Genomic DNA, 14,602 nt, shown 5'->3' with positions numbered 1-14,602 from the left:
TATTTCGTAATATGAGCGTGATTGATGCTATCAATTTAACAAAGAGGTATGGCGATATTGAGGTACTCCATGGCCTTACATTCTCCATAGAGGAAAAGAGTATAACCTTAGTAATAGGTCCTAATGGTGCTGGGAAATCAACACTGCTTAAAATAATTGGCGGGCTAATAAATAGAACATCAGGCTATATAAGTGTTTTAGGAGAGGATCCTTGGAATAGCAATAAAATACCAAGAAAAGTTGGGATAATATTGGATAGGCCATTTTTACCACCATACCTTACTGTAATTGACATAGTGAAGGAAGTCTCCAGTGAATTTAGCTATCCTCTCAGCGACGCTAAAAGGTTATTAGAAGACTTTAATCTAGTACATTTTATGAAAAATAAAGTTAGAGAACTTTCAGCTGGTACTAAGCAGAAATTACAAATAGTCTTTTCCTTGATAAAAAATCCGGAAATAATTATAGCAGATGAACCTACAGCTAATCTGGACATAACATCACGATACGAGGTTTACAACACTTTTGCAGTGTTAAGAGAAAAAATGGGCTTAACTGTACTCATATCATCCCATATACCAGCTGAAATTTTAGCGTTCTCAACTCACGTCCTGGCAATAAACAATGGAATTATGAAGTTCTTCGGCAAAGTAGATAAGCTATTAAGAAATAATTTTCTCGAAGAGTTTTACATAGTGGTTGATAATATAGGTAAGGCTCTAGAAGCGTTAAAGGATAGGAGGATAGAAGTCATAGGTAACCAGATAAGGATTTCTGGAAACTTAGCTGAAATTTCTAAAATCTTATCCAATGCTGGGGTAAGGATATTTTACGTTAGAAATTCTATAATAGATAAAAGTATCAAAGGGGAGACGGGGTGGGAGTAGTTAGTTTTCTAATCAAGCATCGATATGGTGAATATGGATTACTCTCGTACATTGACTTAGAGTTGGCCTTAAGTGTTAGTATAGTGGCATCATTTAATTTCTTTCATCCCCAGACTAGAAATGCAAGCGTTGATCAGCTCCTATTCAATATAATTACATTTACAATAGGTATAATATTATCTACACTAGTTATAAGGAATATATGTCTAGGGATGGGGCAAGATCTATATGACGGAACAATAATATCGTTTTTACAAATGAGAAATAGGAGGGCAATATTTCTTCTATCATATTTCATTGATGTTTTGCTAATAGGTGGACTATTTCTCTTGATTGCAGAATTAGTATTTCTTCTATCATCATTTACTCCACCCATAACATGGATAAGCATTTTCATATCCGAATACTTACTCCTCTGTAACTCCTCCTATTTGATTGCAATATTGATTAAAAGACCCTTTAGAAGCTTCTTCATAAGTATAAGCTTAATCTTCCTCGTTCTTGGAATAGAAATAACTGGAAATATGATTATATTTAATTATCTTTTGCCACTAGATCTAATTTTGGGTCACCTAGCATACTATGCCTTTAGGAAGGTGCAGATATGATGAGAGTAGGCATATATTTAATCTCTTTAGGTATTTTCATACTAGTACTAGGAGAGATAACGTTTCCTTTAAACACTACATTAAACGTCAACAATAGCAGTATGTATATAATCCCTCCATGGTATGAAAAGGCAAAAGTAAGTGTGAATAGTGGAAGTTTTCTCATAGTTTATCATAACTATACGTACATATTATTAGTAAAAGGGAGTATCACTATTAAACCAGCCTCAATACTATATGGAGTTGGCAACGCCAGTATACTATTAGAAGGGTATAAGATTTTTTACAATCAATCATATATTGCAGTTGGAATTTTCCTCATAATAGTAGGAGTTGGGCTAGAGATCATTAGATTTAAGAGAAGAAAAGATCACCAATTTTAGACCAGATTATCTACATAATTCCTAATTAACTTCCCCATTGCCCTCCTTAACGCTTGTAGGGTGGCTGCTTTACTTATTCCTAATTCCTCTGATAATTCCTTCAAATCCACCTTTTTAGGCCAATCGAAATATCCCATCTTATACGCCTTATATATGATTTCAAACTCCTTACTTGTGAGCAAATTCTTCACAGACACTAAATTTCCATCATCTTTCTCGATGATCTTTAAACTGTAAGTATATTCTTTCAAGGTGGGTAATATTATTTCTCTGAATATTTTATCATCTATTACTAAGGACCATTTTTCTAACCCGTTTGAAATTCGTTCGGAGATGTAGTATGCCCCCTTATTCATTAAGAGTTCGCTAATTCCTCCCCTTAACTTAGCTGACAACAATATTAAAGCTCTTAACTCGTTCTTTGTTCTAACATTTTCAATAATTTTTACTCTGGTCACCCTATTATTAGACTTAATTATATTAATTAATTCATTAAGTATTAAAGGATCTCGGACATAAGCCTCAGCTATTATATTCTCCTCCATCTTTTCAAACGATGGTGTACGAATTTTCATCAACACTCTTAGATCTTCTTCATCATACTTATCAGTTAGTAAAGTCCAGTCTTCATGCGATAATACTACGTTATAACTTCTTATCACATTATATTCTTCTAAATCTGTAGTTAAATGTCTTTTTGTTTCTATTTATTTCTTAATAGTAGAATTTATAAACAAAAGGATGAACTTGGCAAAGAAAAAGCAAAAAGTATGGAATAGCTCAACTCCTCCTGATAAGCAATGTTACTACACCAGCTAAAATTGAGAATAGCGCCATGACGTAAATTCCATCTACAAATGATCCAGTGTATGATTTTAGAAATCCCACTACTATAGGACCGGCAATTCCTCCAAGATTTCCAATAGCGTTTATCAAACCTATAGCAGCTGCAGCTGCATCGCCAGATAAATAACCTTGAGGTACCGCCCAAAACGTTGCAATGAAGCTGTAAATCCCTATAGCAGCTATTGCGAAAAGCATGAATGATAAAATAAATATACTCTGAGTTGCAGCACTTAATGCTAAACCAATTCCAGCAACTAGAAATACTGCAAAGGTTACAAATCTATGATTTTGCCTTCTATCAGCATAGCGAGCTATGAGAATTAATGATATCGAGGCAATAACATATGGTACTATTGACAGAAAACTAGCAATTGTAGCATTAACTTTACCAATAAAGCTAATAATTGATGGTAACCAGATCGAATAGCCGTAAAGACTTGTAACTCCTAAAAAGTAAACAATGGCAAGTAATATTACATTTAAGTCAGCTAATGCTTTAGTCCAACTAACCTTAACCTTCTCCACCTCCTCCTCCTTAAATGCTTGCTCTAATGCACTCCTTTCGTCATTGCTTAACCACTTGGCATCACTTGGGAAGTCTGTTAAAATAAAGTACGCAAGTAACCCACCAAATATTGCCAACATTCCTTCATACCAGAACAAATATCGCCATCCTGGATAGTTACCATAAGTTGCAAATATTGCTCCAGCAATTAGACTACCAAATATTCCAGATATTGGAATTGCAGCAGTAAAGAAACTATTGGCAGTAGCTCTTTCTGGTTTCAAGAACCACAAACTCAGATAGAACATTACACCCGCAAAGAATGGTCCTTCAGCTATTCCAAGTAGAAATCTTAGTACGTATACTTGCGAAACTGAGGTTACAAAACCAGTTGCAATAGTTATTATGCCCCACACTAGAAATGCTATAAGAAATATTTTCCTAACACCATATCTGTTAATACCGAGATTTGAGAAGATTTGGGGAATAAAATAACCTACAAAGAATAATGATGAAGCTAGGGAAGCAATTATACCAACTTCCTTAGCAGAAACTCCTAGATATTGGAACATTCCGGCATCTATTGCATAGGAAATATTTACTCTATCGAGAAAGTTTACTATATATAAGAAAAAGAGCATAGGGAGTAGTCTCACGTATCTTTTACTTCTTGATGTTTCAACTAGAGAACGATACCTCATGAACTAATTATGGTAATAATACTTAATAAGTTTTTAACGGATCAAAATAGTCCATTAAAAGTTTTCATTTTCTAATATAAAATAAATTGAGATAAGGGTTATTAAACCGCCTATATCTTCTGTAAATTAGGTATTTGATGATAAATTAGTATTGCTAGCAACGTTACAATCACTGGCTCAATCAACTCGACTGACGTCACTAAACTTATCGGCAATTTGTTTGCTGTATATATAACAGAATCTTGACCAATCAATGTGAGAATAAAAACTAAGCCTAAGATTGCAAATATTGAAATCAAATTTAAATCATGTATTCCATAAAATGGTAAAATTGGTATCATAAATAAAGAAGATGAAAAGTAAATATTAGGAATTATCGAGATGAAATCATTCCTTATAACCTAAAAGTATCAAATCCCTTCTCAACATATTCTTAACCCTAGCAATACTCCTAGTAACAAAATCCCATTGGCTAGTTAACTCCCTAGCCTCACTTGTTGTAAACCCACTACCCATGCTTACAACTATTTCTGCTAGCATCATTCTTATCACTCTTCTTACCCCTAAAATCCTTGAACTTCTTGAGTATGAAGGGATTAATGATCCTAACATCATACTCGCCCATCAAGTACTTTGCTAGGTTAATGTGGTAAATTCCAGTACTTTCTATGCCTATCTTGCAACCCTTAGGCAAGATCTTCCTTATCTCCTCAAACCCTTGCCTATCATTAGCAAACTCGTAAAGTTTGCCTTGAAAATACATGATTAATTTATCTTTTGATACGTCTATTCCTGCAACTGGGGCCTCCAAATTTACCCTTATTCGGGCTTTTTGCCCAACTTCCGGTTCGAATTGGGAGGTAGCCAAGCTAACAACCGAGCTTTGAGCCCAAGAGGCGTAATGGCCTACACCCCAGTCAGATCTGTATTACTCAGATCTGAGTAATATGTTTTATATAAGAGGCATAGAGCATATAGTGCTTTAGGACTAGGGGAGCTTAAGCTTTGGAGTGCAACCTATATATACGCCCCTACCTAATCAATCTTCTGTACTGGGTATTCCAGAACGGTTTCGTTCGGCGGAATTTCTTCTGCTGGGGGATCGACGTTTCTCTAAGAAGTAAAAACCATTACCGAGAAATGGGGATGCCCTTCATAAGGGCGTCATACTTCACACCCTTCCTTAGTGTCTTCTCTAATGTTGATAATAAGGCACTCTTTTGATATAGTAACATAGAATGGTTTATCGTCTGAATGCAAAATATATGGAAATCAAGGTTATTGTTCCTCCTATGAGTTCTTGGGTATCTGGTATTTGGTGAAATATAGGTATTGCTAATATTGTAGCCATAACTGGTTCAATCAATTCCGCAGAAGTAACTAAACTGATCGGCAACTTATTTGCAGTATATATGACTGAGCCATGGCCAATAAGAGTTGGAACTAACACTAAACCTAGTACAGCTAATATTGATATTGGGTTAATATCACCTAAACCGTAAAATGGAAGGACTGGGATCATAAAAATAGAGGATATTAGATAAATAATAGGTATGATTGAAAGAGAATCATAATCTAGTCTAGAAAGGAAATATGTGTAAATTGCAAATGAAATTGCTGAAAGTATAGCGAGTACATTGCCAAAAATATATCCAAACGAAGTGTTAAAATTCATGATAAATATTCCTAGGATTGCCATAATTATGAAAGGATCAATTTTCTTCTTAAATAACATTGCAAATATCGGGCTAGTAGAGACTAGAATGGTTGATGAAGCTATTGTAGTTAGAAATACACTAGAAACAAAGAATAACATGTGAAGAGAAAGAAACAGAGATGGTAAGATAAATCGTTTTAAGATGATTTTCCTTCTTCTCTTTGACACGAATGGGAGAAGAAGAATCCCTGCTATTAAAAATCTTAGAAAAGTTATAAAAGGAGGAGTTATAGTACAAAATTTTACAAATATTGCAGCTGTTCCAAAGGCTACACCTCCTAAAAATAAAATTATTTTATCCCTCATATTGTGAAAATAATCAGTAAGATATTTAAGTATACTGTAGCGGGAGATTATAGGTAAACTATTTTTGGAAAACAATGATTGTGTTGAAAGGGCTGAAGAACATTGTTGAGGGAAAGTAAATAGAGGAAAGGTTATTAAAATTAGTTTATAGAAAGAGCGAATGGGAGTGAGTTCTTAAACGAAGCTAATGTACGTACAGAAACTTTAAGTAACTTCTTGATTAGAAAGACATTATTTAACAGTTAGGGATGGTAAATTATTATCAGCTAGTTGACTCTGTTAAATAAAGATGGTAATTCTTCTTTAATCTCTCAGTTAACTTTAAAATTCGTTTCGGTTACGATATCTTGTGTTTTTTAATAGCTTTGCTGTTTACGTAAAAGGCTTGTTAAGACATATAATGGCAAAGTAAAGGCACTTAATGGAATTGACTTAGAAGTTGAGTGGGGCACTGCGTTTGCCCTTCTACGTCCTAACGGCGCAGGAAAACAACCTTAATCAGGATATTATCAACTCAAATACCACCAAGTGGAGGTTCGGCTTATATTGGTGGTTATAATGTAACTGATGATGCAAACAAAGCTAGAAAAATAATAGGATACGTCCCTCAAGAGATAAGTGTTTGGACCGATATCACTGCATACGACAATTTACTAATTTACAGTAAAATTTACGGTATACCATCCTCGGAGAGGAAGGAAAAATAGAATACATTCTAGCTATATAGGTTAGGATTATACGAGATCAGAAACGATCTAGCCTCTTTCATGAAAACCATGGAGATATTTATGGGAATAGGGCAAGTAATAACTATGCCCTTATTCTTAGCTAGTAATGGACTTTACACATAGAACTAATGCCTTAGGTAATCCATTAACTTATATTATAGATATTTGTAGGAGACTAATGATAACTGGTAATACAGATGGTGTAGTATGTGATGTTTTAGCCATTTTAATATTTAACGTAGTAATGTACTTCTTAGCATCTATAAGGTTTAAGAAGATTATAGAGTAATTTTATGCAGTTAGTCCATAATATTTACGTAATCAAGATTTCTTTATGAGAAAAATATGGAGATTCAATACTCTATTTAATCTATATAATTGATATGATAAATAAGCTTATAAGTTTCTTTATCCAATTACGACATGGCGAAAAGAAATGAATTACTTCCAAATCCTTTTAGGTCTAATAGCAGGAGGTACGGTTGCTATAGGAGCAATAATAATATCCAAAGGGAAATTCAACAAAACAACAATTGGATATCTAGGAGCGTTTACTGGAGGAATATTATCATATTTAGCATTGGATACTGGTTCGGAAGCTGAAGAAATAGTTACCAATTTCTTAGCGGTCAAAGATTACCCAGATTTCACCGTTGCCCTTATCTTAACTTCAATAGGACTAATAGGAACATGGTTGCTTTTAAGTCTTTTAGAAAAGAACCCAAGTGGTGAAGGATTGCCGGTTGTTGTGGCTAGCGCTCTAGGATTTCACAATATAGGGGAAGGATTTGCCATAGCCGCAGCATTATTATCAGGGTCAGTAGCTGCAGCCTGGGCTTTTACGATAGGGTTCGCTGTTCACAACGCGACTGAGGGATTTGCCATATCGTCACCAACAGTAATGTCAAAAAGAGTAATGGGGCTAAAGGTTCTAATACCACTATCCCTACTTGCTGGTTTACCTACTACCTTAGGAGCTTCAATATACTATCTTGGTATTTCAAACGAAATATTCTTAGCATTTCTTAACGTAGTGGCCTCAGCTTCCTTAGTGTTTGTGATGATTAGGATTAACATAAACGCAGCATCACTACTAAGTGGATTTAAGGCTAGGTTCTGGACATGGCTATTTATAGGTATAGCGACCACTTACGGACTTGAAGTATTGCTGGATATATTAGGAGGAGGGACTTTCTAATTAAAATATTAAAGCCGTGTAGCGTTTATTTATATTTATGAGATTAGAAGGTGTAGTAGTTCCATTAATCACACCCTTTTTAGAGGATTATTCAATAGATAAGGAAGGTCTTAAATGGTTAGTATCTTACTTAAGTGAAAATGGGGTTAACGGAATATTCGTAAATTCAAGCGTAGGTGAGTTCGCAAGCTTAACTCTAGACGAAATGAAACTAGTAACAAAGATAGCCTTAGATTCCAGAAAAAGTTACAGCACATTAATTTTCGCGGGAGCTTCTACTAACTTTACAGAGGAAACCATAAAGCTAGCTAAGGATTTTAAGGATATGGGAGTTGATGCAATAGTAGTAATGGCTCCATATTTCTTTAAGGTAAGAGAAAAAGAGTTGTTGGATCACTTTTCAATGATAGCTGAGAAAGTGGATCTTCCTATCATTATATACAATATACCCCTCTTCACCGGAATCGACATACCAATCTCAGTTTACAAGATGTTAGTATCTCAACACTCCAATATAATTGGAACTAAAGTAACCCTAGACAGCCTAATTTTCTTCAAGAAGTTAATTAGTGAAATAAGAGAAATAAGAAAGGACTTTTCAATACTTACGGGGTTTGACGAGTACCTATTACCACTTCTATATATGGGTGGTAATGGTGGGGTAATGGGTCTAGCCAACGCCATCCCAAAGCTCCATTTGAAAGTGTACGAAAGTTGGAAAAATGGCAATCTTTCTGACGCTAATAAATACTGGAGAAACGTATTAAACCTAACTGATATTTACGATTATTGTAACTCGTATACTGCATCAATTAAACTACTGCTTAAGGTATTGAATATGCCTATAAAAAACGTAGTAAGACCTCCTTTATCAATATGTGAAGAAGAGAGTAAAATACGAGGGATGATAAAAGATCTTTCATCTTTTCTCACAAATAGCAAATAACCTAGTTGGTCCTCCCTCAGCACCAACGATTTTTAGAGGCGCATAGAAGAATAGTGCCTCACCATTTTTACACTCTTCTAACACTTTCTTCATATTGTTTACGCTTTCCAATATTATTATGTCATTACTAAGCAACTTATGATGTACGTAAACTACCTCATCCCAGTTTGTTCTAGGAGGATATTCCTTTCCTGCCCAACCAGCAATACTCATGCTTTCTATTCCCACAGCTCTTATCTTTTTACTCACCAAGTAATCAGCACCGTTAGAATCAAGATAAGGCCAATTGTATAGGAAGTCCTCTTTACCCCTTGTTGCTGAGAAACCAGTGTAGAGCATTACAACGTAATTCTCTTTTATCTTGTCATCAAACTTCTTTAGGTCATTGCTAGATATTGGTTCTCCTAATTTCTTATAACTTAAGTCTAAAACGTTGCCATAACCTATAAATTGTATTATGTTAAATTTTTCAACACTTTCTCCATTAGGTACGAAATGTAAAGGGAGGTCTATATGAGTGCCAGAGTGTAGCCCCATGTATACTGTTGAAAGTGTAACTTCGCCATATTTATTACCTTTCCTAAAATATTCGTGTTTAAATGGTGGATCTCCGATATACGTCTGCATTCCATTAAACATGTCGTAAGTCATATCTATTAGTAATAAGTTACCCTTTGACATTTGATCGAATAACTCCTCAATCATATTGAAAAATAAGTTATTGTCATTATAATAACGTTTTCGCTAACCTGTTAACAAAACTATAGGGTAACATAATAAAAAAGATTAAGTATAATGTTTTAATAAATATGAAACTTCCCCAACTATTTTATAATTTGTGTTTTACTAGTAATCAAATTACTCCCATTCAGATCGAATATTTTTACTTTATTTGGTTTAGCTAGTAGATGAGTTTCAATTCCAGTCTCTAATGGTTCTTCTGCATCAACTATTATATCTATATTTTCGTCAGTAATTGGAGATACAACTATCTTAAATATACCAGCACCATAACTTACCAACTTTACTTTTACAATACCCATGTCTATATACTTATCTAGTAAAGTATCAGAAAGAGTTAGGTCATCTGGTCTTAACCCTATAACTATATTGCTTTGTCCTTTTAATTCCATATTATTTAGGGGTACTTTTAAGTTAGCTATTATCGCATTATTTTCTATTATCTTTGCTTGTATCAAGTTTATTTCACCAGTTAGCCTAGCTATTAGATCTGTCGCAGGATATTCATATATTTCAGTTGGAGTACCTATTTGGGCGAATTTTCCATTAACAATAACTCCAGCTTTATTTGCTATAGCAAATATGTCTGCTGGGTCATGGGATACAATTAGTGTAGTTAGCTTTCTCTCTCTTTGTATCTTCCTTACTAAAGCCCTTGCGCTTTCCCTAATCTGTGCATCCAGATTACTGAAGGGCTCGTCTAACAGAAGAACCTTAGGATCTTTTACTAACGCTCTAGCTATTGCTGTTCTTTGCATTTGACCTCCAGACAGTTCCTTAGGGTATCTGTTTAAAGCATCGGATAAACCTAATTCTTCAGAAACTTCCTTAACCTTGTTTTCTATCTTATCTTTAGGTACCTTGGCCAGTTTTAATGGAAAGGCTATATTATCGAAAACAGTCATATTGGGATATAAGGCCCAATTCTGAAAAACCATTGCAATGCCTCTTTTCTCCGGACTCATCATAACTCTACGTGGTGATGATACTGCCTCATTATCGAAATATATATAACCACTAGTAGGTTCTTCTAATCCTGCTATCAACCTTAGAAATGTAGTCTTTCCGTGACCGCTTGGTCCTAAAACACCAAAAGCCATTCCCGAGTCTATTGTTATTGACACATTATCCACTGCCTTTACTTCTGTTTTACCTTTTTTGAATATTTTGGATAGATTTTCTACTCTAATTGTGGTCATTATCTCTACACCCCTTTAGCTCCTCCACCTAATGCTGCTAATCCACGTATAAAATATCTTCCGAGAAATATAAATATTATTAACGGTATTAAGGAAGAAATAACTCCAGCTGCAAACGACCTATTATAAATTAACGCATAGGCAGCAGTATAGAATCTAGCTGCTACCGGTAACATTAACATGTTTGGTGTATTTGTAAGTATTAATGGTATGAAGAACTCATTCCAAATCTGTAAGAAAACGAATATTAAAGTTGATAGGAATCCGGGGAATATCAATGGGAATACTACTCTCCACAGTATAGTCCAGTCTCCAGCTCCATCCATTCTAGCTGATTCTATTAAGTACTTAGGAACTACGGGAAGAAATATTGACATTAGTAACGCAGAAGTCGGTACATAGAATATTAGCATAGCAAATATCAACCCTATATAAGTATTGTAAACGTTTAGAGAAGTCTCTAACTCAATCAATGGAAACGTAACTGTTTCTATAGGAAGGAAGGTTGCTAAGGCCATTATGGAAAATAAGCCATTGCTTATTATTCCATGTTTCTCACTAAGTACAAAGAAGAAATAAGCAGTCATCGTCCCTATTACTACCGATAGTAATACGGATGGTATGGCTACAAGGAGATATCTTAACAGTGTTGGTTCCAATCCGGGAATAGTTGCATATCCAAACCAAGCAAAAGCGTACGCGTCTAGTGATGGCTTAGATGGAGGAAGGAGTATCGGAGTACTAGCTGCTTCTAAATTGGATTTTAATCCCCCTAAAATCATAGCGTACAACGGAACCAACCACATGATAACGAGTATTGCAGCTATTATTTCCAATAATGCATACTTAATTGAACTTGTTATATAACTGCCTTTACTTACAGATCTTTCCATTTTACCTCACCTTCTAAACACCCATCTTTTTAAACCTAGTATTGCGTAAGGAATAATTACTACTGCAGCTATTAATGTCACTAACGATGATAATGCTGAAGATAAAGAGAAATACTCAGTACTAAACAAAATGTAAATATATTCTACTAGGCTCATCATATTTGGGTTTGTAGGACCTCCTATAGTAAACGGTACAGTAAATATTCTAAATGAGAATAGAAATAGAAGAGCTGTAGATACTATTAGTCCATTCATTGAGTTTGGTAATATGATCCTAAATAATAAATAAAAATTATTTGCACCATCTATTTTAGCTGCCTCAATAATAGATTTATCCACGCTCATAAAAAAAGCAAGAAAGAATAGCACTGCTAAACCAGTATATGCCCATGTTTCTATAATTATCATCCCTGCGTAAATAGTGGGTTGTGTAGTTAGCCAAATTATATTTGGGAAGTGGAATATTCTTAAGACTAAATTAATGCCAGTTTGAGGATTAAATAACCACTGCCAAGTTATGGCGTAAGTAGAAGAAGATACAGCTAAGGGATATAAAAATACAGATAAGTAAATGGCTCTTCTCGTATTACTCTTTAAAAAATATAAAATTCCAGCTCCCAGTATTCCAAGTATATTACCTATTGCAACAGCAGCTATAGTATATACAATTGTATGAGTAACGGCTAAACTAAAAAAGTATTCTGAAAATAAAGTCTGATAAGTGCCTAAACCTGCAAAACTCGGCTGTAAATTAAATAATGACCAATTCAAAAGTGAAAAGTAAACATTGAGAGCCAATAAGTATATCAAAAAAGCTGCAAATATAAATCCCGGTATAGACATTAAGATGGCTCCTTTCCTCATTACTTATACACCTAAGTATAAAGTAAAATTAAAGGTTAAAAATTTAGATAAAAATATATTTGAAAAAAAGTTTATCTTATTTAAGAATGTCTTTATAACATATTTATATCTAGTTTGATCTAAATATATCATTAATACGATTAGCAATGGAAATGGTAATAAATTAACACCGTTGATAGCATAGTAATTTACACTATTAACCTTATTAGCATATTGCTGTTGTCCAAGTTTCTTAAGATATGGCAATAAATAGTGAGGTGGTGTTAGTAAGAATGATGGAGTATAACTTGAATTATATGTATAAGTGCTTGGATTAACCCATGGTGGTAGATAATTACCAAATGGATTTCCTCTTTGTCCCACGAAGCCGAAACCATCTTTCGCAGCTATTTGCCATTCGTGGAATGTCATATTTTCAGCTTTGAATAGAGCTGCGTTAAATGTGGGAATATACGATGAACCTTGCTCTTGTAGATTCAACTCTTGCGCTATTAGGAAGTAGAACACATCATCAAATAGGGTCCCATCAGCGAACGCCCATGTAAAGTTCTGTGCTGGCGTATTTAGTAAAGATTGATAATCATACCACTGCATTGGAGTAGAATAGTAATCTGTTGAATTAGCCCATATTGACACACCCTTGTAGTATGTCCATATCTTCTGTCCTTCATAAGAAGCCCAGAATTTTGCAAAATTTATAGCAGCTTGCTCTTGTGGATTATTAACAGTAGGTATTGCAACAGAGTCCATATCTATAACGTAAATACCTTGTGTACCAGGGAATGGCATTGCCATTAGTGTAATATTGGACCAGTTTAGATAGGGTTGTGTAGCAGGATAAGTAGTAGTATTATACCATATAGCTGCGTATTCAGCAAGCCAATTGCCACCAGCTTCGAATACAGTTTGTCCCTTTATTACTAGTGCTAAAGCGGACCATATAGATTGACTTTGCCAGCTCGGAATCACACTGCTTTGACCTACAAACTGCAAGAATACGTTATCAGTTTCGTTAATAATCTTTTGAACTGTTACGTTATTTAAGTTAAGCACTCCATACATTAACTCATTTGATAATTTAGCAGCTCCTGCAGCTCCATAGTATTGCGCAGCTACAGATAGGAATATTGCGAACCACAAATGTAATTGTTCATATCCACCTTCAGCGCCAGACATTGCCCACGGATTTATTCCATGTGCTTCTAATTGTTGAGTATCATAGATTAGTAAACTTAAATTGGTAGGAATTGGTAAATTGTATTTCTTAAGGATTTGAGGATTGAAGTATAACTCCTCTGCTCTGTGCACGTTTGTTGGAGAGCCGAATATTGTACCATTATAAGATATAGCCATAAGTGCTTCCGTGACACCCTTCTGGAATAATCCCTCTTGGGCTAACAGTGGGGTCATATTGTATAAATCGTGGGGGCTAGGTAATAGTTCCACATAGGAAAGTACTTCTGGGCCTCCATGAGCCCAAAAGATACCCTGTAGCTTACCAGCCTCAATATCGTTAATTACAACATACCTCTCCTCTACACCACTAGCTCCTGGTAATGATGTGAATTGCACTGAATAGCCAGGGTAGTAAATTGAGAAATTTCCTCCAATCCATTTTAGTCCTACAGGGTCTTCAGCACCCCACGGATTTATAAAGTCTACTACATATGATGAAGCAGTTGACGTCGTTGTCGTAATAGAAGATAAGGTAGAAGTTGTAGAAGAAGTCGTCACGGATAAACTGCTACTCGTACTGGTTAAACTCGTACTGGTAGCGGGTGGTTTGCTAGAGCTATAATATGCTGCAAGACCTCCAGCAATTGCTGCAATTATGATTACTACTACAATTATTATTATTGCTGTTCTAGATATCGCCTTGTATAATCTACGCCTAGACATATTCTCGGGTACTTTTATGACCTAACTATTTTATAAATAGTATACCTAACTTGTTTAACATTTATATATTTCCGTAAAAGACGTTTTGTTAACATATTGGATGTTTTTCTAAAAATAACTATAATATAACTATTATCTATATTTCAATTAATGTTTTGATACATAATTTATGTTTATGGGA

The 14,602-nt window shown here is 34.8% G+C and carries 16 protein-coding genes and 1 pseudogene; 7 read left to right on the top strand and 10 right to left on the bottom strand.

The features are described 5' to 3' along the window. The first annotated feature begins 11 nt into the window (after window positions 1-11). Genes YN1551_RS02390 through YN1551_RS02380 form a run of 3 tightly spaced genes read left to right on the top strand, consistent with a single transcriptional unit; the run spans window position 12 to window position 1,878 of the window. Window positions 12-887 (top strand): ABC transporter ATP-binding protein, encoded by an 876-nt coding sequence (locus tag YN1551_RS02390; protein WP_012716600.1) that lies wholly within the window; start codon window positions 12-14, stop codon window positions 885-887. Continuing rightward, window positions 878-1,495 (top strand): hypothetical protein, encoded by a 618-nt coding sequence (locus tag YN1551_RS02385; protein WP_009989100.1) that lies wholly within the window; start codon window positions 878-880, stop codon window positions 1,493-1,495. Before YN1551_RS02390 ends, YN1551_RS02385 begins: the two co-directional genes overlap by 10 nt. Next, window positions 1,492-1,878 carry a hypothetical protein gene (locus YN1551_RS02380; RefSeq protein ID WP_009989099.1) on the top strand — a complete coding sequence of 129 codons (387 nt, stop codon included), beginning with the start codon at window positions 1,492-1,494 and terminating at the stop codon, window positions 1,876-1,878. The genes YN1551_RS02385 and YN1551_RS02380 overlap by 4 nt, the downstream gene beginning before the upstream one ends. On the opposite strand, the gene YN1551_RS02375 is transcribed toward YN1551_RS02380, so the two are convergent. From YN1551_RS02375 to YN1551_RS02355, 5 genes and pseudogenes are all read right to left on the bottom strand, one after another. Then, the gene (locus tag YN1551_RS02375) at window positions 1,875-2,540 is read right to left on the bottom strand and encodes a helix-turn-helix domain-containing protein (RefSeq protein WP_009989098.1); all 666 of its coding nucleotides are present in this window, start codon (window positions 2,538-2,540) and stop codon (window positions 1,875-1,877) included. The two genes, YN1551_RS02380 and YN1551_RS02375, sit on opposite strands and share 4 nt — an antisense overlap. A gap of 118 nt (window positions 2,541-2,658) precedes the next feature. After that, window positions 2,659-3,930 (bottom strand): MFS transporter, encoded by a 1,272-nt coding sequence (locus YN1551_RS02370; protein ID WP_012717127.1) that lies wholly within the window; start codon window positions 3,928-3,930, stop codon window positions 2,659-2,661. Between the two features lie 110 nt (window positions 3,931-4,040). Next, window positions 4,041-4,271: an EamA family transporter gene (locus YN1551_RS02365; RefSeq protein ID WP_009989096.1), complete on the bottom strand. Its 231-nt coding sequence runs from the start codon at window positions 4,269-4,271 to the stop codon at window positions 4,041-4,043. Window positions 4,272-4,320: 49 nt separating this feature from the next. After that, window positions 4,321-4,741 (bottom strand): annotated as a pseudogene (locus YN1551_RS02360) (IS110 family transposase); the annotation flags it as partial. A gap of 432 nt (window positions 4,742-5,173) precedes the next feature. Beyond that, window positions 5,174-5,953, bottom strand: a complete 780-nt coding sequence (locus YN1551_RS02355; protein WP_014511459.1) for a DMT family transporter — start codon at window positions 5,951-5,953, stop codon at window positions 5,174-5,176. A gap of 497 nt (window positions 5,954-6,450) precedes the next feature. On the opposite strand from YN1551_RS02355, the gene YN1551_RS18045 reads away from it, so the two are divergent. The 4 genes from YN1551_RS18045 (at window position 6,451) to YN1551_RS02340 (ending at window position 8,825) form a co-directional block, all read left to right on the top strand. Beyond that, window positions 6,451-6,660 (top strand): ATP-binding cassette domain-containing protein, encoded by a 210-nt coding sequence (locus YN1551_RS18045; RefSeq protein WP_080513598.1) that lies wholly within the window; start codon window positions 6,451-6,453, stop codon window positions 6,658-6,660. A 127-nt stretch (window positions 6,661-6,787) separates the two neighbouring features. After that, window positions 6,788-6,970 (top strand): hypothetical protein, encoded by a 183-nt coding sequence (locus YN1551_RS02350; RefSeq protein ID WP_009990866.1) that lies wholly within the window; start codon window positions 6,788-6,790, stop codon window positions 6,968-6,970. A 147-nt stretch (window positions 6,971-7,117) separates the two neighbouring features. After that, window positions 7,118-7,879 carry a ZIP family metal transporter gene (locus YN1551_RS02345; RefSeq protein WP_012717126.1) on the top strand — a complete coding sequence of 254 codons (762 nt, stop codon included), beginning with the start codon at window positions 7,118-7,120 and terminating at the stop codon, window positions 7,877-7,879. A 37-nt stretch (window positions 7,880-7,916) separates the two neighbouring features. After that, the gene (locus YN1551_RS02340; protein WP_009990871.1) at window positions 7,917-8,825 is read left to right on the top strand and encodes a dihydrodipicolinate synthase family protein; all 909 of its coding nucleotides are present in this window, start codon (window positions 7,917-7,919) and stop codon (window positions 8,823-8,825) included. Here YN1551_RS02340 and YN1551_RS02335 read toward each other — a convergent pair. The 5 genes from YN1551_RS02335 to glcS form a co-directional block, all read right to left on the bottom strand. After that, a complete protein-coding gene (locus YN1551_RS02335; RefSeq protein ID WP_012716605.1) occupies window positions 8,799-9,530 on the bottom strand; it encodes a cyclase family protein in 732 nt (243 codons plus the stop codon). The genes YN1551_RS02340 and YN1551_RS02335 overlap by 27 nt on opposite strands. A 119-nt stretch (window positions 9,531-9,649) precedes the next feature. Continuing rightward, window positions 9,650-10,765, bottom strand: a complete 1,116-nt coding sequence (gene glcV / locus YN1551_RS02330; RefSeq protein ID WP_012717125.1) for a glucose ABC transporter ATP-binding protein GlcV — start codon at window positions 10,763-10,765, stop codon at window positions 9,650-9,652. A gap of 5 nt (window positions 10,766-10,770) precedes the next feature. Next, entirely contained in the window at window positions 10,771-11,658 is an 888-nt protein-coding gene (glcU, locus tag YN1551_RS02325) for a glucose ABC transporter permease GlcU (RefSeq protein ID WP_009990874.1), read from the bottom strand. Window positions 11,659-11,664: 6 nt separating this feature from the next. Further along, window positions 11,665-12,522 carry a glucose ABC transporter permease GlcT gene (glcT, locus tag YN1551_RS02320; protein WP_012717124.1) on the bottom strand — a complete coding sequence of 286 codons (858 nt, stop codon included), beginning with the start codon at window positions 12,520-12,522 and terminating at the stop codon, window positions 11,665-11,667. 3 nt (window positions 12,523-12,525) lie between these two features. Beyond that, on the bottom strand, window positions 12,526-14,421 hold the full coding sequence (glcS, locus tag YN1551_RS02315; protein ID WP_012717123.1) for a glucose ABC transporter substrate-binding protein GlcS: 1,896 nt from the start codon (window positions 14,419-14,421) through the stop codon (window positions 12,526-12,528). Window positions 14,422-14,602 lie beyond the last annotated feature (181 nt).

It is taken from the genome of Sulfolobus islandicus Y.N.15.51, assembly GCF_000022485.1.
Taxonomy (GTDB): Archaea; Thermoproteota; Thermoprotei_A; order Sulfolobales; family Sulfolobaceae; genus Saccharolobus; species Saccharolobus islandicus.
This window is presented reverse-complemented; position numbering and strand designations above follow the sequence as displayed.

Bases quoted from the DNA above. Each gene is read 5' to 3' on its own strand.
- glcS (WP_012717123.1), bottom strand. From the start codon at position 14,421: ATGTCTAGGCGTAGATTATACAAGGCGATATCTAGAACAGCAATAATA.
- glcU (WP_009990874.1), bottom strand. From the start codon at position 11,658: ATGGAAAGATCTGTAAGTAAAGGCAGTTATATAACAAGTTCAATTAAG.
- glcT (WP_012717124.1), bottom strand. From the start codon at position 12,522: ATGAGGAAAGGAGCCATCTTAATGTCTATACCGGGATTTATATTTGCA.
- glcV (WP_012717125.1), bottom strand. From the start codon at position 10,765: ATGACCACAATTAGAGTAGAAAATCTATCCAAAATATTCAAAAAAGGT.
- YN1551_RS02365 (WP_009989096.1), bottom strand. From the start codon at position 4,271: ATGATACCAATTTTACCATTTTATGGAATACATGATTTAAATTTGATT.
- YN1551_RS02380 (WP_009989099.1), top strand. From the start codon at position 1,492: ATGATGAGAGTAGGCATATATTTAATCTCTTTAGGTATTTTCATACTA.
- YN1551_RS02355 (WP_014511459.1), bottom strand. From the start codon at position 5,953: ATGAGGGATAAAATAATTTTATTTTTAGGAGGTGTAGCCTTTGGAACA.
- YN1551_RS02340 (WP_009990871.1), top strand. From the start codon at position 7,917: ATGAGATTAGAAGGTGTAGTAGTTCCATTAATCACACCCTTTTTAGAG.
- YN1551_RS02345 (WP_012717126.1), top strand. From the start codon at position 7,118: ATGAATTACTTCCAAATCCTTTTAGGTCTAATAGCAGGAGGTACGGTT.
- YN1551_RS02390 (WP_012716600.1), top strand. From the start codon at position 12: ATGAGCGTGATTGATGCTATCAATTTAACAAAGAGGTATGGCGATATT.
- YN1551_RS02350 (WP_009990866.1), top strand. From the start codon at position 6,788: ATGGACTTTACACATAGAACTAATGCCTTAGGTAATCCATTAACTTAT.
- YN1551_RS02335 (WP_012716605.1), bottom strand. From the start codon at position 9,530: ATGATTGAGGAGTTATTCGATCAAATGTCAAAGGGTAACTTATTACTA.
- YN1551_RS02370 (WP_012717127.1), bottom strand. From the start codon at position 3,930: ATGAGGTATCGTTCTCTAGTTGAAACATCAAGAAGTAAAAGATACGTG.